Consider the following 23,354-nt stretch of genomic DNA (forward strand, 5'->3'; position numbering starts at 1 on the left):
GGCTGTGAAGTACCGGCTGCGAAGTATCGGCTGTGAAGCGGCGGCTATCAAGCGGCGGCTATCAAGCGGCGGCTATCAAGCGGCGGCTGTGAAGCGGCGGCTGCGAAGCGGCGGCGAAGAAAGCGGCGGCGGCCCGCATCGAAATGCTTCGCTGTCAGAAGCTTTTTTATGCGTCCGCCCGCGATCGCTTGAATAGCGGCTACCCGCATCCTATGTTTATCAGTGTGTCGCTTCGACACTTACTGAAGGAGGTCCCTCATGCCATCGCCACGCAAGGCTCAGGCGAGCCATCCCGCCGAAACGGAAATGTCCAGCCGCAAGAAGACAGCCGGCAGCAAAGCATCCACCGCCAAAAGCACGGGCGCCAAGGAAACCAGCGTCACGAAACGCACGACCAAGGCCAAACCGAAGGCGTAAGCATCCGCTGACCGCGCAGCGCCCGCGTTGCGCCGGGCATCGATCGTGGCTGTCCTTCGAAACGGCGAGCACCTTGTCAAGCGCTCGCCGTTCGGCATTTCTGGGCACCGCCCGCTCGCGCACAGCACCCGAAAACCGCGCCGCTCGGCAAAAAAGACGTTTCTATCCGATCGCCGTAGCCTAAAGTAGTTATTCCCTCCGCTCTCGCCCGACCGGGCCCCGACGATGGCCGTTCCGCAACGCGCCGCCACCGTGCGCACCCGAGGCATGCTCGCCGCCGCCGCGCGTGAAGCCGGCGCGAGCCTCGTGCGCAATCTGTCGATTCCCGCGCCGTTCGCCGACGCAGCGCTCGAAGCGCAATTTCTCGAAGATCACAGCCAGCGGTTCTGCGCGTTCCGCCGCGCATCGGCGCTGCTCGCGCTCGTCATCTGGACGTGCTTCCTGTGGTGGGATTTCAGCTTCGTGCGCGGCAACAAGGCGCTCAACGTGCGCCTCGCCGACATCCTCGCGCTGCGGTTCGCGGGCGTCGCGCTCCTGATTTGCGTCGGCTTTCTGGTGCTGCGGCCGTCGTTCAGATCGCACGCGATGGCGCACCGAGTCATCCTCACCGGCATCTACGGCCTGCTGTGCCTGATTCTGACGATGGTCGCCATCACGCCCGCGCCCTACAACTACACGCAGTATTTCATCGGCCTGTATCTGGCGCTGTTCTTCCAGTTCAGCTTCTTCTACCTGCGCTCGCGGCTCGCGCTGATGGTCGGCGTCGTCACGATGGCCGCGGTCGTGTTCCTGCAGATCACCGTGCGCCTGCTCAATCCGGAAGACTTCTTCGCGGGCCTCTTCTATATGTTCAACGTGGTCGTCGTGGGGCACGGCGTCTGCGCGCACGCCGAGCGGGTATCGCGCGAACGCTATCTGGCCGAGCGCGCGCTCGCGTCGCTCAACGACGAGTTGCGCTCCGCGAACGGCTCGCTCGAGCGCAAGAACCGCGAACTCGAAGTGTCGAAGAAGGATCAGGAGACGAAGACGCACGCGCTGCTCGCCTTGCGCGAACAGCAGATGATCGCCGCGCAGACCGCGAGCCGCGAGAAGTCGAACTTCCTGGCGGCCGCGACGCACGACCTGCGCCAGCCGATGCACGCGCTCAACCTGTTTTTGCAGGCCGCCGCCGAAGCCATCCGCAACGGCGAGTTCGCGCAGGCCGAGCGGCTGATCGACGAATGCGGGCGCTCGTCGGTCATCCTCGCGCGTCTTTTGAACGCGGTGCTGGACCTGTCGCGGCTCGAGTCGGGGCGCGTCGTGCCGCGCTATCACGTGTTCGACGTGCGGGAGATCGTCGAGGAAGCAGCCGAGCAGTTGCGCCCGTTCGCGGCGAGCCGCGGCGTCGACCTGCGCGTGCGTCTGCCGAAAGACGACGTCGTCTGCGTGCGCAGCGACTCGCACTGGCTGTGCCGTGCGGTCGCGAATCTGGTGTCGAACGGCATCAAGTACGCCGACACGGGCAAGCAGACGAAGCCGACGGTCATCGTGGGCGTGGTGCGGTCGCCGACGCGTGCGCGCATCGACGTGCTCGACAACGGCATCGGCATTCCTGCCGATTATTTCGACGCGATCTTTCAGCCGTTCTTTCAGCTCGACAACCCGGAGCACGATCGCGACAAGGGTCTGGGGCTGGGGCTGTCGATCGTCAACGCGGTCGTGTCGATGCTGGACGAGCATCGCATCGAGTTGAAGTCCGCCGAGGGGCGCGGCTCGCGTTTTTCGCTGGAGATGCCGCAGTGCGGGCCGTCGCCCGACACGCCTGCAGGCCGTGCACCGGCGCGCCCGGAGGCGGCGGAAGCGGCGCAACTGGAGGGGCGTTACGTGTTGCTCGTGGAGGACGATGGCCTCGTGCGCGCGTCCACGGAAGCGCTGCTGGCGCAGTGGGGCGTGCTCTACGACTCCGCCGCGACCTTCGAGGAATACGAGGAGATTCTCGCGACGATCGAACGCTTCCCCGACCTCATCATCACCGATTACCGGCTGCGCGACTTCAAGACGGCGCGCGAAGTCGCGATGCTCGCCGCGCTCAGGCTCGGGCGCGCGTGCGCTTGCCTCGTCGTGACCGGCGAACCGGCGGCGACCATCGTGCCGCTCGCCTGCGAACACGACGTGCTGAGCAAGCCGGTCAGCCCAGCCGAATTGCGGCGCGAAATGGTGTCGCTCATCGCCGGGAACTAGCTTTTCGCAGCCGCGAGACGCGCGCCAAACCATTCGCGCAGCGCTTCGACTTCTTCCATGCAGACCGTGTGCGCCATCGGATAGGTATGCCAGTCCACTGCGCAACCCAGTTCGCGTGCGAACTCGCAGGCATCCTGGCCGAGCTGCACGTCGAGCACGTCGTCGAAAGCGCCGTGGACCGCAAAGACCGGCGCATGGCGGTTCGCCTCGCTGACGGACGCATCGATCAAACCTTTCGACGGCATGTAGCCCGACAGCACGATCAACCCCGCGAGCCGCTCCGGATGCGTGAGCCCCGCCTGATACGTCATCGCGCCGCCCTGCGAAAAGCCCGCGAGAAAGATGCGCTCGGAGGCGATGCCCCGCCGGTTTTGCTCGGCGATCAGCGCACGCACGCTTTTCACCGACGCGTCGATGCCCGCCTCGTCCACGCGCCTCACGATGCCCTCGAAGGAGAGAATGTCGTACCACGCGCGCATCACGTAGCCGTTGTTCGCGGTCACGGCAATTTCCGGCGCGTTGGGAAACACGAAGCGCACGGCGGGGGCATCGGCGAGGCGCAGTTCGGGCACGAGCGGCACGAAGTCGTTGGCGTCCGCGCCGAGGCCGTGCATGAGGATCACGGCGAACTCGGGATTCGGCGCGGTTTCGATTTCGACGGTCGATGGTGAATCGGTCATGCGGACTCCGTATGCCTCAGATGATCGGGACAAGCATCTGCACGATGCCCACGATGGATATCAGCCACACCAGCGACCGGACGAACGGCACGCCCGCCGCATACAGCGGCACATAGACGAGCCGCGCGACGAAATAGGTCAGCGCGCCGGAATGCGTGAGCGCGTTTTCGCGTCCGGTCACATGGACGATCAGCACGGCGATCGCGAACACAGGCAGCGTTTCGAACAGATTGGCCTGCGCGCGCATCAGGCGGCCGGACAGCTTGCCGGGCGGCGGCGCGGGGCCATCGCGCGGGCCGGCGTTGTAGCGGATGCCCGTCTCGCGGTTGCGCACTAACGCGGGCAACAGCACTTGCACCAGGGCGAGGACGAGCGTCCACGCGAGCATGGTCAGTTCCAAGGTCATCGGGGCTCCGGGGCGGGTGGCGTGGCGGCGTCCATTCTGTCATGTGCGCAGCGCGCGTGCCCGGGGCGGCGGGTCATCCGGCGGACGTCACCGCCGCCGCTTGCGCCGCGCCATCGAGCGCCAGGTCATGCCTCGCGCGCTGCTCGAAGCGGTCGCCGGTGTCGGCGTAGTCCCATCGTTCGACGACGACGCGCCGCCCGGCGGCATCGCCTGCATCGGCGCAATAGCGGATCACGTTCACCGAATTGCCGATGCTCCCCCGCGTGCGCGACGACAGCGCCGTGCCCGCCTGCACCGCCCATAGCCGGCGCGGCAGATTGGCGAACGTATCGTGGAGCGGCAACACATACGGCAAGTGAATGTGCCCGCCGACGATCAGATCCGCGCCCGCTCGCGCCCAGCGCGGCACCGCGCGCTCGCGTCCGTGCAGCAGATTGTCTTCGTCCTGCGCGCGCGTGACGGCGACCGGCTGATGCGTCACGACGATCCGCAGTTGCCGCGCAGTCGCCGACTCGAGCCGCGCCGAGACGCGCTTCACCTGCTGCATCGACACTTCGCCGTCCTTGTGCCGATACGGCCGCGTCGTGTTGACGCCCAGCACCATCACATCGCGCGATTCGAACGACGGCTCCAGCTCCGCGCCGAACGCGCGCTGATGATTCGCGTACGGCTGGAAGCATCGCGCGAACAGGTTGAAGAGCGGGATGTCGTGATTGCCGGGCACGACGAGCGCGGGCGTCGCGCCGAGCGTATCGAAAAACGCGCGCGCCGCCGCGAACTGGCGCTTGCGGGCGCGTTGCGTGATGTCGCCGGAGACGATCACGAGATCGGGCGGCATCGTCTCGATGAGACGGGACAGCGCCGCGACCACCCGAGGCTGCTCGGTGCCGAAATGCGGATCGGAAATCTGCAGCAGCAAGGTCATGAGCGATTGGCTTCCGCCACGGCGGGTTCGGGCTTCAGGAGCAACAGCGGCTTTTCGGACACGCGGAATTCGAGCGGCAAGTCGAGCCACGCGATTTCGCCATCGGTCGCGATCTTGATGCGGCGGCGCTTGTCCTTTGGCCGCGTTGGCCGCGCCACGGTGATGCGGTCGAAGGTGAAGCTCATCACGTGGTCCGAATCGCTCAGGCGCCCCGCCGCTCCGCGCAGCGTGAGAATCAAGTGCGCGAGCCGGCCAACGGGCCGAGGTGCAATCGCGACGAGCAAGCCATATTCCACGGCCTTCGCCTCGGCCATGCCGATCTGCTCCAGCTGCAATCGATTATTGCCGACGAACAAGGTCGACGAACGCACTTCGCGCGTGCGTCCCTCATGCTCGATATGCAGGCGCAAATGCCGATGCCGCCGCAGCAGCGTGAAGAGCGCCGACCACATCGCGACCAGACGGCTGCGCCCGAACTGCTGCTTGTACATCTCGCGATCTTCGAGCAGCTTCGGATAGAGGCCGAGACTCGCGTTGACGATGAACATGCGGTCGTTCACATAGCCGACCTGCACCGGATAGGCGCGCGCTTCGAGCAGAAGTTTCGTGGATGCTTCCAGATCGGCGGGAATGCCGTGATCGCGGCTGAAGTAATTGAACGTGCCGCGCGGCAGCACGGCGAACGGCACGCCCGCCGTGAGCGCGGCTTCGGCCACCGTGCAAAGCGTGCCATCGCCGCCCGCGCCGACGAGCACGCCGTCGTCCGCGCGGGCGCGCTCGGCGGCTTTGCGCGCGGTCGCGGCGAGTTCGCGGGGATCGGTGACGACGGAGAGATCGAAGCGGCGGCCGGCTCCGCCCAGTTCGCGTTCGAGGACGGCGCGGGTTTCATCGACCTGTTTGCGGCCCGAGCCCGCGTTCATCACGACGAAAAACGGCGCGCCGGGCGAAAGCGCGCGGGCGCGTTGCTGGCCTTGCGCAGTCGGGGCGGCGTCGGTGGATTCGGCGGGCACGTTCATCGGCAGCGCTCCTTGCGGTCGTCGCGTGTTTGCGCGCGCCGGCGCGGTAGCCGGCGCGCCCTGCCGATTATAACGATACGCTTACAGTTTCAGCGCAAGCCGAACGTTCGATGCGATGCTCAGGTGTGTTCGCCGCGAATGTAGTACTCGAGTTGCTGAATGGTGAACTGCTGTTCGGAGATGATGTTCTTCACCAGATCGCCGATGGAGATCATGCCGACGAGCTTGCCGTTGTCGATCACCGGAAGATGGCGCATGCGCTTGTCGGTCATGAGCGCCATGCAGTCGTCCGTGGTCTGGTCGGGGCGCACGTAACGCACGTGCGAAGTCATGATGTCGCGCACCGGCGTTTCTTTCGATGACCGGTCCATCAGCACGACTTTGCGCGCGTAGTCGCGCTCCGTCATGATGCCGACGATTTCGTCCCCCTGCGTGACGAGCACCGCGCCGATGTGCTTGTCGGCCATGAGCTTGATCGCGTCGTAGACCGGCGACGTCTCGGCGACTGTATAGACCGTCTGGTCCGGTTTTGCGTTGAGCACTTCTGCGACTGTTGCCATCGACCGCCTCCGTTGGCTTCGCGTGTTCGCCGGCCCGGCGATGGCCGGTGAGCGCGCGCTTCGTTGTATCCGGGATGCGTTGCTGCGCCTGCTGTCGAGCGTAAGGCTTCCGGCTCGATGCCTTCATCGGCATTAACCCGACCATTCGGAAAAAAGTATAGATCAAGCCCGGCGGCACCATACGCGCTTTGCCCGACTTCAGTTTCCCCGAACCATGCCGCTAATCAGGCATCGCGCGGAAAAAGCAGCAATCCGCGAACGCCGTGCGCCCTGCGCGCGGACCCGCCACTGGTTGCACGCGGCGGAACGAGGCGCGCGTGCGTCCGTTCCGGCCCACAAAGAGGACAAGATGAGCAATTCACAGCAGGATATCGAGCAGCGCGTGCGGCTCGCGGGCAGCAACATGTTCGAGTTGCTCCTGTTCAGGCTTGGCGAGGCGCCCGGCTCGGAGCAGCGGGAGCTTTACGGCATCAATGTATTCAAGGTGCGCGAAATTCTGGCGATGCCGTCGATTACGGCCGTCGCGGGATCGAGCGAGGAAATTCTGGGCGTCGCGGATATTCGCGGGCAGATCATCCCCGTGATCGATCTGGCGCGCATCACCGGATGCCGTCCGAAGAACGGGCCGAAGATTCTGCTCGTCACCGAGTTCGCGCGCACGACGCAGGGTTTCGCGGTCGAGGAAGTCGACGATATCGTGCGGCTGGAGTGGAATCAGGTGTTGTCGGCGGAATCGCATTCGGGCGGACGCACGGTGACGAGCTTCGCGCGGCTGGACGGCAATGTCGACGGGACGCGGCTCGCGCAAGTGCTGGATGTCGAGCGCATCGTGCGTGAGGTGTTGCCAGGGCAGGACGTGGATATCACCGAGGCAAGCACCGGCCGTCTCCAGTTGAAACCGGGCGCGCGCGTGCTCGCAGCGGACGACTCGGGCGTGGCGCGGGCGCTGATCGAGCAGAGCCTGACCGCGATGGGCGTTCCGTACGTGATGACGAAAACGGGGCAAGAGGCGTGGGAAGTGCTCGAAGCAGCGCTCGACAAGGCGCGCAAGTACGGCACCGATGTGTCCGACGAAATCGCGCTCGTGCTGACCGATCTGGAAATGCCGGAAATGGACGGCTTCACGCTGACCCGGCGCATCAAGGCCGACACCGGCCTGCAGCGCATTCCGGTAGTGATTCACTCGTCGCTGTCAGGGTCGGCGAACGAGCAGCACGTGCGCAAGGTCGGTGCGAACGCGTATGTATCGAAATTCGTGGCGTCGGAGCTTGCCAGCGTGATGCGCGGCGCGCTCGTCGACGCGGGCTGAAATGCATCGGCGCCCGGTGCGCACAGACCTTTTGAGTCTGCTGCAACGGGCGCCGAATGGGTCGCTTCAGTCTTCAGGGCCGGAGGATAATCCGGCCAGACCGGTTCGATCAGTGACCGAAATAGATCGAGTTCGTGCTGTTGGTGCCTTGCGAGCGGTTGCCCGACTGAGCCAGCGAGTCGCGGGAACCGCCGAACGCGTTGGCGTCGATGCCGTGGGCGTTTTCTTCAGCAGCGATGGCTTGTGCGCTCGGGCCTTGTTGCGAAGCCGGTGCGCCGACAGCCGGACGGTAGGACGGAGCCGGACCGTAGCCGCTCGCGAAAGCGGGCGCGGCGATCGAGGCGGAAACAGCGATAAGCAGGGTAGCGATCAGATTGCGTTTCATGGTGTGCTCCAAAGACGGTAGACGTTCGTGTCAGAAAGCGCCGCAGCGGATGGCGAGAAACTGTCTGCTACGTCGATGGAATGCAGTGTATACCCCTACTATCGTTTTTTTATCCCGATATAATTCAATACACTTTTCACCGTGCGCCAACAATCGCTGGCCGCACGAATGTGCTGAAACCCCGCTCTGCCGCACGGTAAAGGCTCTCGGGGAACGAACGCACGCGCCACTACTGACCCGTCGTTACGCGGGGACAGAACAATGTTTTAGCGCAACGGGGTGCGCAACCGGGTGTTCAGTGAACGAGGCGCTGCATGAGGTTGACCAGCGTCGCGGGCGAGTTGCCCTTTTGACAGTAGGCGTCGAACCCTGCATGCAGGCCTGGCGGGCGCACCAGTTCCTCGCCGAGCGCAGTGAACGCAATAATGCCCGCGTCGCGCGTCCGGGCGATGCGCCGGAGCACGCGCGCGGTCGCGAAACCATCGTGCTCGGGCATGCTGATATCGAGGATGACGATATGCGGCACCCAACCGTCGATGGCGTGCAGCGCGTCGACGCCGGACAGCGCGACGCGTGTATCGAAACCATCCGCGGTCAGGGCCGCGGCGAGGGCTTCCGCGCTGGAAGCGTTGTCATCGACAACCAGGATGCGCCAGTTCTGGACCTCCACGTCGACGCTGCGGTTCGTCCACACGGCGCAATGAGGGGAATACAAGTTCACGGACATGGCGATTCGATGAATGGATCGTCCGCCATACAGCACGTTTCGCGCCTGACTTGGATTTCCCTTTCAGGCGTTGCTTTCCTTCTTGCTTTTGCGGCGCTTCGCCGGCGTATCCTCTTCCTGCTCGCGCAGACGCGCGTTGGCTTCGACGAGCGAGGCCGCATCGCGCTGGCGCAGCGCCAGGTCGAGTTCGCCGATTGCCGCCAGAAGCGACTCGCGCGTGGCGCCGTCGAACGCTTCGTCGCCGCGTTGCGCGACCCGGCGCGCTTCCTTGTCGAGCCGCTTGAAGAGCTTCGCGCCGAAGCGCGTGTCCACCGCGCCGTCGCGCGCCAGCGCCGCGAGCACCGATGAAAGGCGTATCAGTCCCGCTGCCGTCGTTTGTGTCACGCCGTCCAGATCGTCCAGATCATCCACCGCGCTTCTCCCCTAGTTGACCGACGGCGTATGCGCCTGAACCGGCGGACCGTCTCGCGTCGCTCCATGATACGCCGCCAATATGACAGTCATTCTTGCATGGCAGGCAGCCGATGTATCGACCGTTTCGGGCGCGAGCAATGGCACACTAGCGCCTGAACGCGCCAGCCGGCTGCCGCACGTATTGCACATCGAACGCACGAACGCCCGCATGAATGCTGCCACCCTGCAAAGACCGCCCTACGGCTCCGACTTCACCGGCCTCGTCTGCGGCTTTCGATTCCCTGTCGATGAACCGGGCGAACCAATCGACGCCGAGGCCGCCAGCGAATGGCTCGCCCGCGACGATACGGCGAAGGAGTTCATCTGGCTACACTTTGATCTCGCGAACAGCGCGTGCGAACGCTGGATGCGCACGCGCCTCGGCGTGCCGGACGCGTTCTTCGACACGCTGCACGAAGGCTCGCACTCGACGCGCATCGAGCATCAGGAAGGCGCGCTGTTCGCGGTCATCAACGACGTCATGTTCAACTTCGAACTGACGCCGTCGGAAATCGCGACGCTCTGGGTCTATACGCATCAGAAGCTGCTCGTCACGGCGCGCATGAAGCCGCTGCGTTCCATCGACTCCCTGCGTGAATCGGTGCGGCGCGGCGAGGTGTTTCGTTCGCCGGCGGAACTGCTCGCCCATTTGCTGCGCGATCAGGCCGATCTTCTCGTGCAGATCGTGCGGCGCACGAGCGCGGACGTGGACGGCATTGAAGACCGCTTTCTCTCGACGCATTCATCGAAGACGCGCTCCGACCTCGGCGCGCTTCGGCGCGTGCTCGTGCGCCTGCAGCGGCTGCTCGCGCCCGAGCCGGGGTCCGTGTTCCGCCTGCTCGCACGGCCGCCGCGCTGGCTGCACGCGCAGGACATTCAGGATCTGCGCGACGCTACCGAAGAGTTCTCACTGGTGCTGAACGACCTCGCGGGCCTCGTCGAGCGCATCAAGCTCTTGCAGGAAGAGATCGCGACGCGCATGGACGAACAGAGCAATCGCACGCTGTTCACGCTGACGCTCGTGACCGTGCTCGCACTGCCGATCAACATCGTCGCCGGCTTTTTCGGCATGAACGTGGGCGGCATTCCGCTCGCGGAGAATCATCACGGATTCTGGCTGCTCGTGCTCGTCGTCGCGAGTTTCACGGTGCTCGCCGGATGGTGGGCCTTCCGGCGGCGGCGCGATATGTGAGTGTGTCCGGGCGTTACAGTCCGAGGTCGCTCAGGCCCGGATGGTCGTCGGGCCGGCGGCCGAGCGGCCAGTGATACTTGCGCTCGGACTCCTTGATCGGCAGGTCGTTGATGGATGCGTGGCGATGCGTCATCAGCCCCGCCTCGTTGAATTCCCAGTTTTCGTTGCCGTAGCTGCGATACCAGTTGTTCGAGTCGTCGTGCCATTCATACGCGAAGCGCACCGCGATGCGGTTGCCCGTGAACGCCCACAGTTCCTTGATGAGCCGGTAGTCCAGTTCGCGCACCCACTTGCGTTGCAGAAACGCTTCGACTTGCGCGCGCCCCGTGACGAACTCCGCGCGATTGCGCCAGCGCGTGTCTTCGCTGTAAGCCAGCGCGACGCGCTTAGGGTCGCGCGTGTTCCAGCCGTCTTCGGCGAGGCGGACCTTTTGCGCGGCGGTTTGTGCATCGAACGGCGGAAGAGGCGGTCGGGATTCCATTGCGGCTCCTTGTCGGTAGATGGTAGACAGGTCTGTCTACTCGTCAGCACTCTAGCCCAGGTAGACGAACCTGTCTACAATCGACGGCATGAACCTCATCGAATCTTCCACGGACGACGCCGGGCTTTCGCCCGATGCGCGCATCCTTCGCACCGCGCACGATCTTTTCTATCGCGATGGCATACGCGCGACCGGTATCGACCGCGTGATCGCGGAATCGGGCGTCGCGAAGAAAACGTTCTATCGCTACTTTGCCAGCAAGGACGATCTGATCGTTGCGTTCCTGGAGTTTCGGCACGACAACTGGATGACCTGGTTCCGCGACGCCCTCGCGCGTCACGGCGGCACGCTGCCGGCGCTCGTGCCGGCGCTCGCGGAATGGTTCAGTCACGAGACTTATCGCGGCTGCGCGTTCATCAATTCGGTGGTCGAAGTCGGCGGCACGCTGCCGCAAGCCGTCGATATCGCGCGACGGCACAAGCGCGAGATGACCGCCGCCATTCGCGCGCTGATGCCCGCCTCACGCACCGCGAAGGCCGACGCCGAGGCGCTCGCGCTCGCGGTGGATGGGGCGATTGTCGCCGCGCAGTTCGCCGATGCCCCCGCCGATGCGTTGAAGGCGCTTGCACGGCTCGTGCGCGCCGTGCGGCGGGGCGCGAGTGCCGAGCCGCGCTAGCCGCAAGCCCCCACTTCTCCGCAAGCGGTGCAGAAATCGCAACCGTCGCGGCGAATGACCGCGTTTGCGCCGCACGTCGCACATTTGCGTCCATGCATGAGTTCGAGGCCGTTCGGATCGCCGGGCGATGCATCGGAGTCCGCAGCATCGTCGGTGACGACGTCGTCTTCCGCCGTCAACGCGCGCACCGGTTGTGGGCCTTCGCTGCGCTTCTTCGCCAGCACGCGCGACGGCACCTGATTGCCCTCGGCATCGAGAAAGCCGCGCCGATGCAGAATCTGCTGGATGGCAAACGCCAGCGCCGCGACTTCCGAATCGTGCCAGCGCGGACTGCGATGACCGTCGAGCCGCTCGACATCGCCAAGCCGCACCTGGCCCCGATCCCACGACACCTTGCGCATGTCCTGCAGCGTGCGCGCCGCGAAACCGCCGCGTGCTGCAAGCGAAAGGGAACGCATGGTCGCGGTGATCCACTGCTGCGATTCGTCGCGCTGCCCCGTTGGAATGAAGAACTCGATGGGACGCTCGATGGTCACGTCCTCGCCCGCAATGCGCCCCGTCACTTCAATGAACGAGACCGCGAGATAAAGCGACTTCTTCCCCGCCTGCGTCAGATACTCGACCTTCTCGATGATCGCGGGCAACTCGCCGCGCGGCCGATGATCGATTGCAATGCGCAACGGATCGAGGTCCAGCTCGGGATCGGGCGAATCGCTCGGCGTTGTTTCCGGCGTCACCGACAGCACCGCGCCCAGCGTCTCGTTCGGCCGATACGTCGCGAGTCCCTTCAGGCCGCGCCGCCAGGCATCGAAATAAAGGTCCTGAAACTTGTCGGACGGATAATCTGCAGGCACGTTGACCGTCTTCGAGATCGACGTGTCGACGAAAGGCTGCACCGCCGCCATCATCTCCAGATGATCGTGCGCGGACATTTGCAACGCATTCACGAAGTATTCCGGCAGTGCGTTCACGTCCCCGCCCATCTCGCGATACAGCCGATACGCATGATCCTCGACCGCGAAGCTCTGGCGCGATCCGTCCGCCATGCGCTTGGTGCGCTGATACGTCCATGAGAACGCGGGCTCGATACCATTCGATGCATTGTCCGCGAATGCAAGGCTCACGGTGCCGGTCGGCGCAATGGAAAGCAGATGACTGTTGCGGATGCCATGCAGACGAATCGCGCTCTTGATGTCGTCCGGCAGGCGCGATGCGAAGGTGCCTTGCTCGAGATACCGCTTCGCATCGAACAGGGGAAACGCGCCACGTTCGCGCGCCAGATCGACGGATGCGCGATACGCTTCGTCGCGCATCGCGCGGCCCACGCGCGCGGCGAAATCGCGGCCTTCCTGTGTGTCGTAACGCAATCCGAGCATGACGAGCGTATCGCCGAGACCCGTGAAGCCGACGCCGATGCGCCGCTTCGCCTCAGCCTCCCGCGCCTGTTCGGTCAGCGGCCAGAGCGTGACGTCGAGCACATCGTCCAGGAACCGCACCTGCGTGCGTGTGGCGCGCGCAAGGCCGTCCCAGTCGAATGCCGGCACGCCGCCTCGCATCTGCGCGAAGGGTTCGCGCACGAGCCGCGTGAGGTTGATCGGCCCAAGATTGCAGCAGCCATAGGCGGGCAAGGGTTGCTCGCCGCAGGGATTCGTCGCGCGGATGGATTCCACCGCGCGCAGGTTGTTATCGCCATTCATGCGTGAGATGAACACGACGCCCGGCTCCGCGACATCGTAAGTAGAACGCATGATCGTGTTCCACACCTCGCGCGCCTTGACCTCGCGATACACCCACAGACCGTCGTCGCGTTGACGAATATCCGCCGATGATCGCTGCGCCGGCGATGGCTCCGCCTTGTGCACGAGCTGCCAGATCGCATCGTCGGCGACGGCCTGCATGAATTCATCGCTTACCGCGACAGAGACGTTGAAGTTGTTCCAGCGCCCTTTCGTGTGCTTGGCCGCGATGAATTCGAGCAGGTCCGGATGCGTGCAGTCCAGAATGCCCATCTGCGCGCCGCGTCGCGCGCCCGCGCTTTCGACAGTGCGGCACGATGCGTCGAACACGTCCATGTAGCTGCACGGCCCCGATGCGGCGGAACCCGTCGAATGCACGCGCGCCCCGCGCGGACGGATTGCCGAGAAGTTATAGCCCACGCCGCCGCCGCGTCGCATTGTCTCTGCGGCTTGCAGAAGCGCGACATAGATGCCGGGCAGGCCGTTGTCATCGACGCCCTGTATCGCGTCGCCGACCGGCTGTACGAAGCAGTTGATGAGCGTTGCATCGATGCCCGCGCCCGCCGCGCTCATGATGCGCCCGGCGCCCAAAGCGCCGCGTTTGAAGTTGTCGACGAACTCCGCCTCTATCTTCGCGCGCACTTCCGCCGGCTCTGCAAGGGCCACACCACGCGCGACGCGCCGGTAGATATCGTCGACGCGCGTCTCGTCGCCCTTGGCGTATTTCTCGAGCATCACGTCGGTGGAAAATTGCTGCGGCGCTAACGCGGTACTGGGATTGTCTTCGGCCATGTCTGATCCTATGGTATGTCGCGGGCTTGCCATGATTCGCAAACGCGATGCCCGACGATAGCGCGATTTCCCCGCCCTCGCCACCGAACCGCTACACTCGCCCTCGCAACATTCACCACGATATAAAACCATCGCATGAATTCGCCGCACCTGCCGTTCTTCGGCATTTCGGGCCGCTCGGGCCAGGGAAAGACCACGTTGATCGAGGCGTTGCTGCCGTGGTTTCGCGCGCACGGTCTCACCGTGAACGTCATCAAGCACAGCCATCATTCGATCGAATTCGAGCCGCCGGGGAAAGACAGTGCGCGGTTTCGTCGCGCCGGCGCATGCGAAGTGCTGATCGCCTCGCCCTACCGCTATGCGATCCTCCATGAACTGAACGACGAAGCGGAGCCGCCGCTTGCTACGCTTGCCGCGCGGCTTTCGCAGGCGGATATCGTGATCGTCGAAGGCTTCGCGCGTGAAGCGATGCCTCGGCTCGAAGTCGTGCGGCCATCGACGGCGACGGAGCCGCTCTTCAAGACGGACGTGGACATTCTCGCCATCGCAACGGACGATGCATCGTCGATCGACACGACGCTTCCGACGCTGCCGCTCGATGACATACCGAGCATCGGCGCGTTCATCTGCGAAGCATTGGGCATTGCGTTGAAGCCTTAGGCAAGACGCGCAATCAATTCGCGATGCTGCGGAAAGCGCGCTTGCAATTCGCCTGGCGCCGCAAGCTCGAACTCACTGAATTCGAAGCCCGGCGCAACGGTACAACCAACCAGCGCTGCGCCCGATGCATCGCGGCATTCGGCGGCGAACCAGTCGCCCGCCTTGACGACGGCCTGAAAAACCGCGTCCTCATGCACGAGCGCGTTGCCCAGCCGATGCGTCAGCAGCGCGCCGTTTGCGTCGAGCACATGCACGTCGACCGGATCGCCAGCATAGAAGTGCCACACCTCGTCCGAGCGAATGCGATGCCATGCGGAATGCGCGCCATCGCAAAGAAGATAGTAAATGGCGGTCGAAGCCGAACGCACTTCGTTCGATGCTTCCCGCAACACCCGATGATCCGCGCGATAAGTCTCGCGAAAATAGCCGCCTTCCGGATGCGGTTTCAATTGCAGGCGCGCGATCAGCGCCTGACTGTCGATCGCTTCGTGCATGGTCGATTCCCCTTTCGCAAGTTTCGCGTATTCTGCACGTTCCACGGGCGCTTCACTCTGCGTTATGAGCGACATCACCATTTCCGTCACCGACTGGATCGACGAATCGTTCGAGGCCGATGTCGCGGGCGGGCTCGCGGCGTTCAACGCATCGCAGTTGGGACCGAGCGGGCATCGCGATCTCTCGGTATCGCTGTATGCCGATGACGACTTCGTCGGCGGACTGGCCGGCTTTACCGCCTGGGACTGGCTTTTCGTCAAATGGCTGTGGATACGCGAAGACATGCGTGGCCGTGGACTCGCGGCGCGTGCGCTCGAAGCCGCCGAGATCGAAGCGAAACAGCGCGGCTGCCGCGCCGCCTGGCTCGACACGCTCAACCCGCAGGCACGTAATCTTTACGTGCGCTGCGGCTATCAGACTTTCGGCGAGCTTGCCGATTTTCATGGCGGACGCTCGCGTTTTTTCCTGCAGAAGCGCTTCTGACGAGCCATCAAGACCGCGCATTCGCGTGTGTCGATGCCATCGCGCCTTACATTTTTTTTCGGTGACGCTCAAGCCTGTATGCTCCGTGCCGTTAGCCCGGTAAGGAGCGATTGCTTGACTAACAACTGAACGCGGACTCAGGCCCCCAGCGCGGCGGCCTGAATGCCCTACAAAAATGGCCTGGAGCGCCGATGAGTGTGTTTTCCGCGTATAACGCGACGCCGATTCCGGCTGCAATCGCGGCCCGGACGGACGACGTGACCGAAGTGACCGACGCTCAGCCCATCGAAGCGCTGCTGCGCGATGCCGTGTCGATGGACTGCAGCCGCGAGTGGGCATGGTATCGCGCGGGCGAGCAGTTGCATCTTGCGCATCGCGGCGACGCGTCCCAGAAATGGCCCCGCAGCATCCCGGAAGAAGGGCTGGATGAGCAGTGCGCGGCGCATGGCTGGCATCGCTGGCCAACCGGGCGCGGTGAAGCCGTGCTCGGATGGCTCGTCGCGCCGGCCGCGCATAAAAACGATGCGCAACTGGCCGGCCTCGCGCGGCGTCTCGGCGAACGGGTCCAGGCCGACGCTCTGGCCCGTGCACAACTGACGCAACGCGTGCTGTATGAGATTGCGTACCTCGCAAGCTCGGTGCGCGACCGCGCCGAGTTTCTTCGTTGCGTGCACGAGCGGCTCGGCACGCTGATCGACGCTGAAAACTTCTATCTCGCGCTTTACGATCGCAAGACCGGCAGAATCACGTATCCGTATTACGTCGATGTCATCGACACCGACGTGCAAGCCGCCGAGAACTACGACATTCTCGATCCGTCGCATCTCTCGATGACAGGCCGCGTGCTGACGAGCGGTCAGCCGCTCTTCGTCACGCACGCCGACATTACCGCCGCCGAGCGCGACGGACGCTTTTACTGCCTCGGCGACCGCCCCGAATTCTGGATGGGCGCGCCGCTCAAGAACGCATCGGACGAAGTGTTCGGCATGCTCGCGATGCAGGTCTACGACGTGTCGCGCATTTACACGGCCGAGGACCGTGCGCTCTTTCTCGTCGTCGCGCGTCACGTGGCAATGGCGCTCGATCGCATTCTTCACCGTGCCGATCTCGAAGAACAGGTTGCGCGGCGCACGTCCGAGCTTTCACAACTCAACGCGGCGCTGCGTCATGGCATTGCCGAGCGCGAGCGGTCGGAGCACTTGCAGGCCGCGCTCTATCAGATCGCGGAACTGTCGAGCCGGCCGGGCGACATGATGGAGTTCTTTCGCAGCCTGCACGGCATCGTCGGCGAGCTGCTCTATGCGCGCAATTTTTATATCGCGCTGATCGAACCGGAAACGGGCGAAGTGTCGTTTCCCTATTACGTCGACGAGATCGTGCTCGAACGCCCTGCTCCGCGAAGCGGCCAGCGCGGGCTGACCGAGTATGTGATCGGCGAGCGGCGTGCGCGGCTGATCGACCATCAGGAAGCCATGCGGCTCATCGACGAAGGCGCGTTCGAAACCGAAACGGGCACCGTGCGCCTGCGTTCATGGCTCGGCATTCCGCTCTTCGACGGCGACGTCGTGCGCGGCGTGCTGGCCGTGCAAAGTTACTCGCCGCTCGTGCGCTATTCACTGCGCGATCAGGAATTACTGACCTTCGTATCGCGTCATATCGATACCGCATTGTCCCGCCGCCGCGACGCCGAAGCCTTGCATGCGGCAAATCTCGAACTCGAAGCGCGCGTGCAGGCCCGCACGCGCGAACTCGATGAAGCCAATGCGCGTCTGCTCTACGAGAACGCGCATGATTCGCTGACGAGCCTGCCCAACCGTAGCCATCTGATGCAGCGGCTTCGCGGCGCATGGAACGACTATCGCACGCGCGGGCACGAACTGTCGGTGATGTTCATCGACCTCGATCGCTTCAAGGTCGTGAACGACAGCCTCGGGCATCACTTCGGCGACATGCTGCTCGTGCAAGCCGCCGCTCGCCTGCGCGACTGCGTGCGCTCCGGCGACCTGCTCGCGCGCCTCGGCGGCGATGAGTTCGCGGTGCTGTCCGTGAACGCGCCGGTCCACGACGCGGTTGCAATTGCAAAGCGCATCCTCGCCGCGTTCGATTTGCCGTTTCATATCGAAGAGCATGTCGTGTTCTCGTCGTGCAGCATTGGCATCGTCACGGCGGACAGTCAGTTTCATACCGAGCCTGCCGATCTCTTGCGCGATGCCGATACGGCGATGTATCGCGTGAAGAATGCGGGACGCGACAGCTTCGTCGTGTTCAATCAGGAACTGCGGCGTGAGGTATCGGATCAGGTGGAACGCGAAGGTGCGCTGCGCAATGCGATGAAGCGCGACGACGAATTGTTGCCCTATTTTCAGCCTATCGTCGATGCCAGAAGCGGCGAAGTCGTCGCACTGGAAGCGCTCATACGCTGGCGTCAGCCGGATGGAAGCATCGTGGGGCCGGGCGAATTCCTGCCGTCCGTCGAAGGTCTCAGGCTGATCGGCCGCCTCGATCTTTATATGCTGGAACGCGTGGCCGCCATTCTCTCGAATGAGCGTTACGCGCACTGGCCACCGGTGCACGTGAATTGTTCGAGCTATAGCATGACGCGTCCGGAGTTCGCGGATGACGTCCTTGCCTTGTTGCGGCGCTATTACGTTTCGCCTTCGCGGGTATGTCTCGAACTCACCGAGGGCGCGCTCGTCGCCGAGCCGGATCTGGCGCGCCGCACGATGCAGCGTCTTGCCGATAACGGCATGTCCGTGGTGCTGGATGACTTTGGCTCGGGATTCTCATCGCTCAGCTATGTGCATCAGTATCAATTCAGCGGTCTGAAAATCGACAAGTCATTCATTCTCGAACTGACTGAAAGCGCTCGCAGCCGCGCTATCGTGCGTGCAATCGTCAGGATGGCCGAGTCGCTCGACTTGACGCTCGTCGCAGAAGGCGTTGAAGACGCAGACACGCTTGCCGTGTTGCGTGAGATGGGTGCGGCGCAGGCGCAAGGCTATTTCTTCGCCAAGCCGCTGCCGTTGCACGCACTCACTCGCGCATCGCTTGCGCCGCGTGCGACGAACAGCGCGGCGCTGTGAAGCGCGTTGCGTTCAAGGCATGCCGCCCATCGACGGCGAGATGATGCTGCCCGGCTCGCCGCCGAGCGCACTGTCGCTCGAGACAGCGGCGCGTGTCGATAGCGGCGCGTGATCGGCCGCGCAAGTTTCGACGGTATCGCTGCCCAGACACTGCTGGAACGCGTCGGCTTTGTCCTTGCTGTCGAATGTATAGATCGTGCTCTCGACTTTGACTTCCGTGTCCGAGATGCGGTCTGCGCTAATGGTCATCTGCTTGTCCTCCTTTTTATGCGTCGATCGGTGGAAAGCCGTGCAGCATCAAACGCGCCCGCAGACGGGTACGCGTGTTGCTGCCGATATCGGCGTTATCGTCACATCGAAAAGGAGGCGTTATGTCCCAGCATCCCGCGCAATCGCAGGATCAGCGGCATGAGGACGAACCGCGCATGGATGAGATCGCTCAGGCGCTGAAGGGTGCCGAATATCCAATGGGCAAGGAAAAACTCATTGCGCTTGCGCAACGCAACGGAGCAAACGGTGAGATCCTGGCGCTGCTTCGAAAGATGCGCGATCACAAGTACGACAGCGATGCCGCGGTATTGCGCGAAGCGTCGCGCGCCGAATGACTCTCGACGAGGAAACGTGATGGCTCAAGCACCCGAAGCACCCGATACGCATGACAAGCCCCACGCACCGGGCGGCAATGAACTGAACAACATTACGCCTGAAGAAGCTGACAGGGTAATCCCTCGTCCCGGCGAGGCACTGGAACGCGATGAAGCGACAGACCCGGACAAAGCGAGCGTAAACCCTGACGACTCAGGCAATCGGCCGAGACCGCTATAAATAAAATAAATGAACGGCCAGGCGATTTCCAATCATGCACGCGCCAAACTCCGCTAGCATGTAAGAGCGTCGAATTGGGGGCGCGGCTTTGCACGGCGCTTGCAGTAGAACACCGCGCAACGGCCCGGCATCCGTCAGGCCGCTTCTTGCACAAGGAGGCTTTATGAAGTGGGAAACTCCGAGCTTCACCGACATGCGTTTTGGCTTCGAAATCACGATGTACATTGCCACGCGCTAATCGGCAAAAAGAACGGCCGCGATAAGCGGCCGTTCTTTTTGCTTGTCATGCGTTTGCGTTAGTTCGCGCGTGGAGGAGTGTCCTGGCCTGTTTGAGGGCCCTGGCCGCCTTTGCCAGCCGGCTCGGGCCGGTCGCCGGAGCCCAGCGGTACCTCAGCGGTCTGATGCGGGTCTTGTTCAAGACGCCGGCTCTCCGGTTCGACCTCGCCCGCATTCGGCTGTCGAACGCCTTGCTTCGGATCGCCACCTGTTGCCGCGCCCGGCCCCGGCAGATTCCCGATGGACCCGCCACCGCTCGCACCGCTCCCGGCATCGCCGAGCGGCTTGTCTGTACTGCCTTCCCCTTCCAAACGTTCGTCGATACCCATTGCAGGCCTCCTGTCGAGTTGATAACTCGAAGCAGAGCAACGAGCATTCCAGTGCAGTCTGGAAAGGTCCGCTAATTGCTTCGCGCTCTGCGTTAATCGACGGAGAATGCGATGCGAACGCCCTTTCGTGCCGCGCTTAGTGCTTTACACGCCTGACCCTCATGCCAACGATCAAACAACCCGGCGTCGAACCGGATCAAACGCCGGAATCGCTCGATACGTGTCACCGCTGCGCGCTCTACAAGGATGCAACGCAGGGCGTGCCAGGTGCAGGCCCGCGTCACGCGCCGTTGATGATCGTCGGCGAGCAGCCCGGCGATCAGGAAGACCTGCAAGGCAAGCCCTTCGTCGGTCCCGCGGGCGCAATGCTCGATCGCGCGCTGGAAGAGGCAGGCGTCACGCGAAAAGACGTATATGTCACGAACGCGGTCAAGCATTTCAAATGGGAACCACGCGGCAAACGACGCATGCACAAGACGCCGGCACAGCGCGAGATCGACGCGTGCCATTACTGGATGGACCGCGAAACCGCCGATATCGATCCGGAGGTCATCGTCGCGCTCGGCGCAACGGCGCTTAAATCCGTATTGAGCGATTCGAAGGCAAAGTTGCAGGCTTCGATGGGCCATCCGATCGAACATGACGGACGCGTGGTCATAGCGACTTATCACCCGTCGTATGTATTGCGCGCGCCCGACCCTGAGACGCGGCATGCGGCGTATCAGGCCATCGTCGATGCGTTGCGCGAAGCGCATCGTTTGCTCAAGCCTAAACGTTGATCGGGATATCTCATGGCCACGGCTCGCAAGAACACGAAGACAGGCAGCACGCGCCAACGTCATGCGCTCGCAAGCGATCGCAAGAAGAAGACGAGCAGTGCAACGAATAAGTCGGCCAAGCCGAAAAATGGCAATCATCGCTGGTCGCATCATGTGATGGAAACCAGCGATGCGATGGATATCGAACGCGACATCTTCAAGACCGGCAGCGCCGAAGAAATCGCTCAGTCGCTCAAACATTCTTCGACGAGCAGCACGCGGCGCAAAGGCACGCCATATCAGTCGGCTATGTCGATGCTCAACTTCTATATCAATCGCGCGGGGCGTAATTTGCCCAAGACTCGCCGCAATATATTGGAGCGTGCAAAGAAACACTTGCGCGATGCGTTCGGCCGCAAGCCTTGATCGCGTCGTGGCTTAGTGGGAACACAAGTTGCTGTAAGCCGTTCAACCGACAAGGAGACGACCATGGCGCAAGAACCTCCTCTCAGTCCCGGCGACGAAGCCGAACCCGGCGTGCCCGGCACCGGCGAAGACCTCTGCCCCGATTGCAACGGCACCGGCAAGCAAAACGGCGGCGACTGCCCGACCTGCGACGGCACGGGCAAAGTCATACAAGGCATCGGCGGGGGCTGATGAAGCGCCGCATCGATCGGCTGGCGGCCGCAGCAATAACCGTTCTCGCCTTCGCCAGCCCGGCAGCCAGCGCCGACGACTATCCTCCCGGCTTCGGCCCGAATCCGTCGCTACCCGCGCCGAAACGGGCGCTATTGCCGACGGTGAACATTGCGCCCGCAAAACCGTGGGCGCAAGGTCAGAAGCCCGTTCCGGCAGAAGGCTTCGGCGTGACTGAATTCGCTTCAGGACTCGATCATCCGCGCTGGCTCGCGACGCTTCCTAACGGCGATATCCTCGTCGCCGAGACCAATACGCCTGCACAGCACGATGAAAACGCGGGCCTCAAGGGCGTCATCACGAAGAAGGTGATGAAGCGCGCGGGCGCTGCGGGGCCGAGCGCGGACCGCATTACCTTGTTGCGCGATGCCGATGGCGATGGCATCGCCGAAACACGCACTGTCTTCATCGACAAGCTGCATTCGCCCTTCGGCATGGCGCTTGTCGGCGACTATCTCTATGTTGCGAATACCGATGCCGTCGTGCGCTTCCCGTATGAAAGCGGCGACACGCAGATCGCATCACCGGGCGAAAAGTTCATTGACCTTCCCGCTGGTCCGATCAATCATCACTGGACCAAGAACATCATCGCGAGTCCGGATGGCAAGCGGCTTTACGTGACGGTCGGCTCCAACAGCAATGCAGCGGAAAACGGCATCGACGCCGAGAATGGCCGCGCGGCGATCATGGAAGTGGATATCGACACGAAAGAATCGCGGCTCTATGCAACTGGCTTGCGCAATCCCAACGGCATGGCATGGCAGCCGCAGACCGGCGCGCTGTGGACCGCTGTCAATGAGCGCGATGAACTCGGCAACGAGCTCGTGCCCGACTATATGACGTCCGTAAAAGACGGTGGCTTTTATGGCTGGCCGTATAGCTATTACGGGCAGCACGTCGATGAACGCGTGAAGCCCCAACGCGCCGAACTCGTGGATGCGGCCATCGTTCCCGACTATGCGCTCGGCGCACATACCGCATCGCTCGGACTCGCGTTCTACGATGCCAATGCGTTCCCGCAACACTACTGGAACGGCGCGTTCATCGGTCAACATGGATCGTGGAACCGCAAGCCCAAGAGCGGCTATAAGGTCGTGTTCGTGCCATTCGAAAACGGCAAGCCTTCGGGTCCGCCCGAAGACATACTGACCGGCTTTCTTGGATCCGATGGGCGTGCGCTTGGACGTCCGGTCGGCGTTGCGATCGATCATGCGGGCGGCCTGCTCATCGCCGACGATGTCGGCAACACTGTGTGGCGGGTCGCGCCCGCCTCGAAGTAATGGCCGCGCGCAAGCCTAAAAAGCAGGCTCCAGCCGAGGCCCCGCCTCAACCAACGCTCTTTGCGCTCGCGGAGCGGCAGATCGTCGGCTTATACGATGCGGGCGTGCTGTCGCCGGCGGTGCTGCATCACGTGGTAGCCGCTTATGCGGATAGCGGCATCGACTGGAACGAACCGGGCTCCTTGCATACCGTCGATAACCGCACCGTTCAGGAAGCGGTCGCGCTCATCATGATGCCGGGGCGCGCATTGCGCTCGGCGCAGAAAGATTTCGTGTCGGTGGTCGAGCATCTTGCGGGCAAGAGTGAGCCGCAGGCGCGCCCCACGGACGATACCAACGAAGAGCCTGGCGACGACGAAGACCTGCTCAGCCAGCTAGGCGGCAATCGCAGCGATGAGGGCGGGAAGCAGCAAGAGACATCGTCGCGCAAGCCTGCGGGCTTCAATCCACTAGTCGGCGCGCGTGCACTGCCCAAGCATGCCAAGGGCTAAATC

At 63.4% G+C, this 23,354-nt stretch carries 28 protein-coding genes; 15 read left to right on the forward strand and 13 right to left on the reverse strand.

Annotated features, from left to right (window positions below):
- The first annotated feature begins 258 nt into the window (after positions 1-258).
- Positions 259-417: a hypothetical protein gene (locus tag LDZ21_RS17505; protein ID WP_244795040.1), complete on the forward strand. Its 159-nt coding sequence runs from the start codon at positions 259-261 to the stop codon at positions 415-417.
- A gap of 225 nt (positions 418-642) precedes the next feature.
- Positions 643-2,637, forward strand: a complete 1,995-nt coding sequence (locus tag LDZ21_RS17510) for an ATP-binding response regulator (RefSeq protein ID WP_244795041.1) — start codon at positions 643-645, stop codon at positions 2,635-2,637.
- Here the strand turns inward: LDZ21_RS17510 and LDZ21_RS17515 are convergent.
- From LDZ21_RS17515 to LDZ21_RS17535, 5 genes are all read right to left on the reverse strand, one after another.
- Positions 2,634-3,317, reverse strand: a complete 684-nt coding sequence (locus LDZ21_RS17515) for an alpha/beta hydrolase (RefSeq protein WP_244795042.1) — start codon at positions 3,315-3,317, stop codon at positions 2,634-2,636. The two genes, LDZ21_RS17510 and LDZ21_RS17515, sit on opposite strands and share 4 nt — an antisense overlap.
- Before the next feature lie 16 nt (positions 3,318-3,333).
- Positions 3,334-3,723, reverse strand: coding sequence for an MAPEG family protein (locus tag LDZ21_RS17520; RefSeq protein ID WP_244795043.1), 390 nt, complete (start codon positions 3,721-3,723; stop codon positions 3,334-3,336).
- 73 nt (positions 3,724-3,796) lie between these two features.
- Positions 3,797-4,648, reverse strand: a complete 852-nt coding sequence (locus LDZ21_RS17525) for a metallophosphoesterase family protein (protein WP_244795044.1) — start codon at positions 4,646-4,648, stop codon at positions 3,797-3,799.
- Positions 4,645-5,664, reverse strand: coding sequence for a diacylglycerol/lipid kinase family protein (locus LDZ21_RS17530; protein WP_244795045.1), 1,020 nt, complete (start codon positions 5,662-5,664; stop codon positions 4,645-4,647). The genes LDZ21_RS17525 and LDZ21_RS17530 overlap by 4 nt, the downstream gene beginning before the upstream one ends.
- Before the next feature lie 119 nt (positions 5,665-5,783).
- Positions 5,784-6,224, reverse strand: a complete 441-nt coding sequence (locus LDZ21_RS17535; RefSeq protein WP_244795046.1) for a CBS domain-containing protein — start codon at positions 6,222-6,224, stop codon at positions 5,784-5,786.
- A gap of 349 nt (positions 6,225-6,573) precedes the next feature.
- Here LDZ21_RS17535 and LDZ21_RS17540 point away from each other — a divergent pair, with 349 nt between their 5' ends.
- A complete protein-coding gene (locus LDZ21_RS17540; protein ID WP_244795047.1) occupies positions 6,574-7,533 on the forward strand; it encodes a chemotaxis protein in 960 nt (319 codons plus the stop codon).
- Positions 7,534-7,642: 109 nt separating this feature from the next.
- Here the strand turns inward: LDZ21_RS17540 and LDZ21_RS17545 are convergent, their stop codons facing one another.
- The 3 genes from LDZ21_RS17545 to LDZ21_RS17555 form a co-directional block, all read right to left on the reverse strand.
- The gene (locus LDZ21_RS17545) at positions 7,643-7,918 is read right to left on the reverse strand and encodes a hypothetical protein (RefSeq protein ID WP_244795048.1); all 276 of its coding nucleotides are present in this window, start codon (positions 7,916-7,918) and stop codon (positions 7,643-7,645) included.
- Between the two features lie 295 nt (positions 7,919-8,213).
- Positions 8,214-8,588 carry a response regulator gene (locus tag LDZ21_RS17550; RefSeq protein WP_244795049.1) on the reverse strand — a complete coding sequence of 125 codons (375 nt, stop codon included), beginning with the start codon at positions 8,586-8,588 and terminating at the stop codon, positions 8,214-8,216.
- Positions 8,589-8,708: 120 nt separating this feature from the next.
- Positions 8,709-9,056 (reverse strand): hypothetical protein, encoded by a 348-nt coding sequence (locus LDZ21_RS17555; protein ID WP_244795050.1) that lies wholly within the window; start codon positions 9,054-9,056, stop codon positions 8,709-8,711.
- A 211-nt stretch (positions 9,057-9,267) separates the two neighbouring features.
- Between LDZ21_RS17555 and LDZ21_RS17560 the strand changes: the two genes are divergently transcribed.
- Complete coding sequence (locus LDZ21_RS17560) at positions 9,268-10,290, forward strand: transporter (protein ID WP_244795891.1); 1,023 nt, start codon at positions 9,268-9,270, stop codon at positions 10,288-10,290.
- Positions 10,291-10,303: 13 nt separating this feature from the next.
- On the opposite strand, the gene LDZ21_RS17565 is transcribed toward LDZ21_RS17560, so the two are convergent.
- The gene (locus LDZ21_RS17565; protein WP_035968428.1) at positions 10,304-10,771 is read right to left on the reverse strand and encodes a nuclear transport factor 2 family protein; all 468 of its coding nucleotides are present in this window, start codon (positions 10,769-10,771) and stop codon (positions 10,304-10,306) included.
- 88 nt (positions 10,772-10,859) lie between these two features.
- On the opposite strand from LDZ21_RS17565, the gene LDZ21_RS17570 reads away from it, so the two are divergent.
- Positions 10,860-11,447, forward strand: coding sequence for a TetR/AcrR family transcriptional regulator (locus tag LDZ21_RS17570; RefSeq protein ID WP_244795051.1), 588 nt, complete (start codon positions 10,860-10,862; stop codon positions 11,445-11,447).
- Here the strand turns inward: LDZ21_RS17570 and LDZ21_RS17575 are convergent.
- Positions 11,444-13,975, reverse strand: a complete 2,532-nt coding sequence (locus LDZ21_RS17575) for an adenosylcobalamin-dependent ribonucleoside-diphosphate reductase (protein WP_244795052.1) — start codon at positions 13,973-13,975, stop codon at positions 11,444-11,446. The genes LDZ21_RS17570 and LDZ21_RS17575 overlap by 4 nt on opposite strands.
- 135 nt (positions 13,976-14,110) lie before the next feature.
- On the opposite strand from LDZ21_RS17575, the gene mobB reads away from it, so the two are divergent.
- Complete coding sequence (mobB, locus tag LDZ21_RS17580; protein WP_244795053.1) at positions 14,111-14,635, forward strand: molybdopterin-guanine dinucleotide biosynthesis protein B; 525 nt, start codon at positions 14,111-14,113, stop codon at positions 14,633-14,635.
- On the opposite strand, the gene LDZ21_RS17585 is transcribed toward mobB, so the two are convergent.
- Positions 14,632-15,129 (reverse strand): cupin domain-containing protein, encoded by a 498-nt coding sequence (locus LDZ21_RS17585; RefSeq protein ID WP_244795892.1) that lies wholly within the window; start codon positions 15,127-15,129, stop codon positions 14,632-14,634. The genes mobB and LDZ21_RS17585 overlap by 4 nt on opposite strands.
- A gap of 64 nt (positions 15,130-15,193) precedes the next feature.
- On the opposite strand from LDZ21_RS17585, the gene LDZ21_RS17590 reads away from it, so the two are divergent.
- Both LDZ21_RS17590 and LDZ21_RS17595 read left to right on the forward strand, forming a co-directional pair.
- Positions 15,194-15,613: a GNAT family N-acetyltransferase gene (locus LDZ21_RS17590; protein ID WP_244795054.1), complete on the forward strand. Its 420-nt coding sequence runs from the start codon at positions 15,194-15,196 to the stop codon at positions 15,611-15,613.
- A gap of 191 nt (positions 15,614-15,804) precedes the next feature.
- Positions 15,805-18,696 (forward strand): bifunctional diguanylate cyclase/phosphodiesterase, encoded by a 2,892-nt coding sequence (locus LDZ21_RS17595; protein ID WP_244795055.1) that lies wholly within the window; start codon positions 15,805-15,807, stop codon positions 18,694-18,696.
- A gap of 12 nt (positions 18,697-18,708) precedes the next feature.
- Here the strand turns inward: LDZ21_RS17595 and LDZ21_RS17600 are convergent, their stop codons facing one another.
- Complete coding sequence (locus LDZ21_RS17600) at positions 18,709-18,945, reverse strand: hypothetical protein (protein ID WP_244795056.1); 237 nt, start codon at positions 18,943-18,945, stop codon at positions 18,709-18,711.
- A 122-nt stretch (positions 18,946-19,067) separates the two neighbouring features.
- Here LDZ21_RS17600 and LDZ21_RS17605 point away from each other — a divergent pair, with 122 nt between their 5' ends.
- Entirely contained in the window at positions 19,068-19,301 is a 234-nt protein-coding gene (locus LDZ21_RS17605) for a DUF2795 domain-containing protein (RefSeq protein WP_244795057.1), read from the forward strand.
- A 383-nt stretch (positions 19,302-19,684) separates the two neighbouring features.
- Entirely contained in the window at positions 19,685-19,759 is a 75-nt protein-coding gene (gene pqqA, locus LDZ21_RS17610; RefSeq protein WP_008353049.1) for a pyrroloquinoline quinone precursor peptide PqqA, read from the forward strand.
- Positions 19,760-19,817: 58 nt separating this feature from the next.
- On the opposite strand, the gene LDZ21_RS17615 is transcribed toward pqqA, so the two are convergent.
- On the reverse strand, positions 19,818-20,126 hold the full coding sequence (locus LDZ21_RS17615; RefSeq protein ID WP_244795058.1) for a hypothetical protein: 309 nt from the start codon (positions 20,124-20,126) through the stop codon (positions 19,818-19,820).
- Between the two features lie 161 nt (positions 20,127-20,287).
- Between LDZ21_RS17615 and LDZ21_RS17620 the strand changes: the two genes are divergently transcribed.
- From LDZ21_RS17620 to LDZ21_RS17640, 5 genes are all read left to right on the forward strand, one after another.
- Positions 20,288-20,905 carry a UdgX family uracil-DNA binding protein gene (locus tag LDZ21_RS17620; RefSeq protein WP_244795059.1) on the forward strand — a complete coding sequence of 206 codons (618 nt, stop codon included), beginning with the start codon at positions 20,288-20,290 and terminating at the stop codon, positions 20,903-20,905.
- A 12-nt stretch (positions 20,906-20,917) separates the two neighbouring features.
- Positions 20,918-21,310, forward strand: coding sequence for a DUF3175 domain-containing protein (locus tag LDZ21_RS17625; RefSeq protein ID WP_244795060.1), 393 nt, complete (start codon positions 20,918-20,920; stop codon positions 21,308-21,310).
- 63 nt (positions 21,311-21,373) lie between these two features.
- The gene (locus tag LDZ21_RS17630; protein ID WP_167569272.1) at positions 21,374-21,541 is read left to right on the forward strand and encodes a hypothetical protein; all 168 of its coding nucleotides are present in this window, start codon (positions 21,374-21,376) and stop codon (positions 21,539-21,541) included.
- A complete protein-coding gene (locus LDZ21_RS17635) occupies positions 21,541-22,860 on the forward strand; it encodes a PQQ-dependent sugar dehydrogenase (protein WP_244795061.1) in 1,320 nt (439 codons plus the stop codon). The genes LDZ21_RS17630 and LDZ21_RS17635 overlap by 1 nt, the downstream gene beginning before the upstream one ends.
- Positions 22,860-23,351: a hypothetical protein gene (locus LDZ21_RS17640; RefSeq protein ID WP_244795062.1), complete on the forward strand. Its 492-nt coding sequence runs from the start codon at positions 22,860-22,862 to the stop codon at positions 23,349-23,351. Before LDZ21_RS17635 ends, LDZ21_RS17640 begins: the two co-directional genes overlap by 1 nt.
- The last annotated feature ends 3 nt before the right edge of the window (positions 23,352-23,354 follow it).

This window comes from Caballeronia grimmiae, from assembly GCF_022879615.1.
Taxonomy (GTDB): Bacteria; Pseudomonadota; Gammaproteobacteria; order Burkholderiales; family Burkholderiaceae; genus Caballeronia; species Caballeronia grimmiae.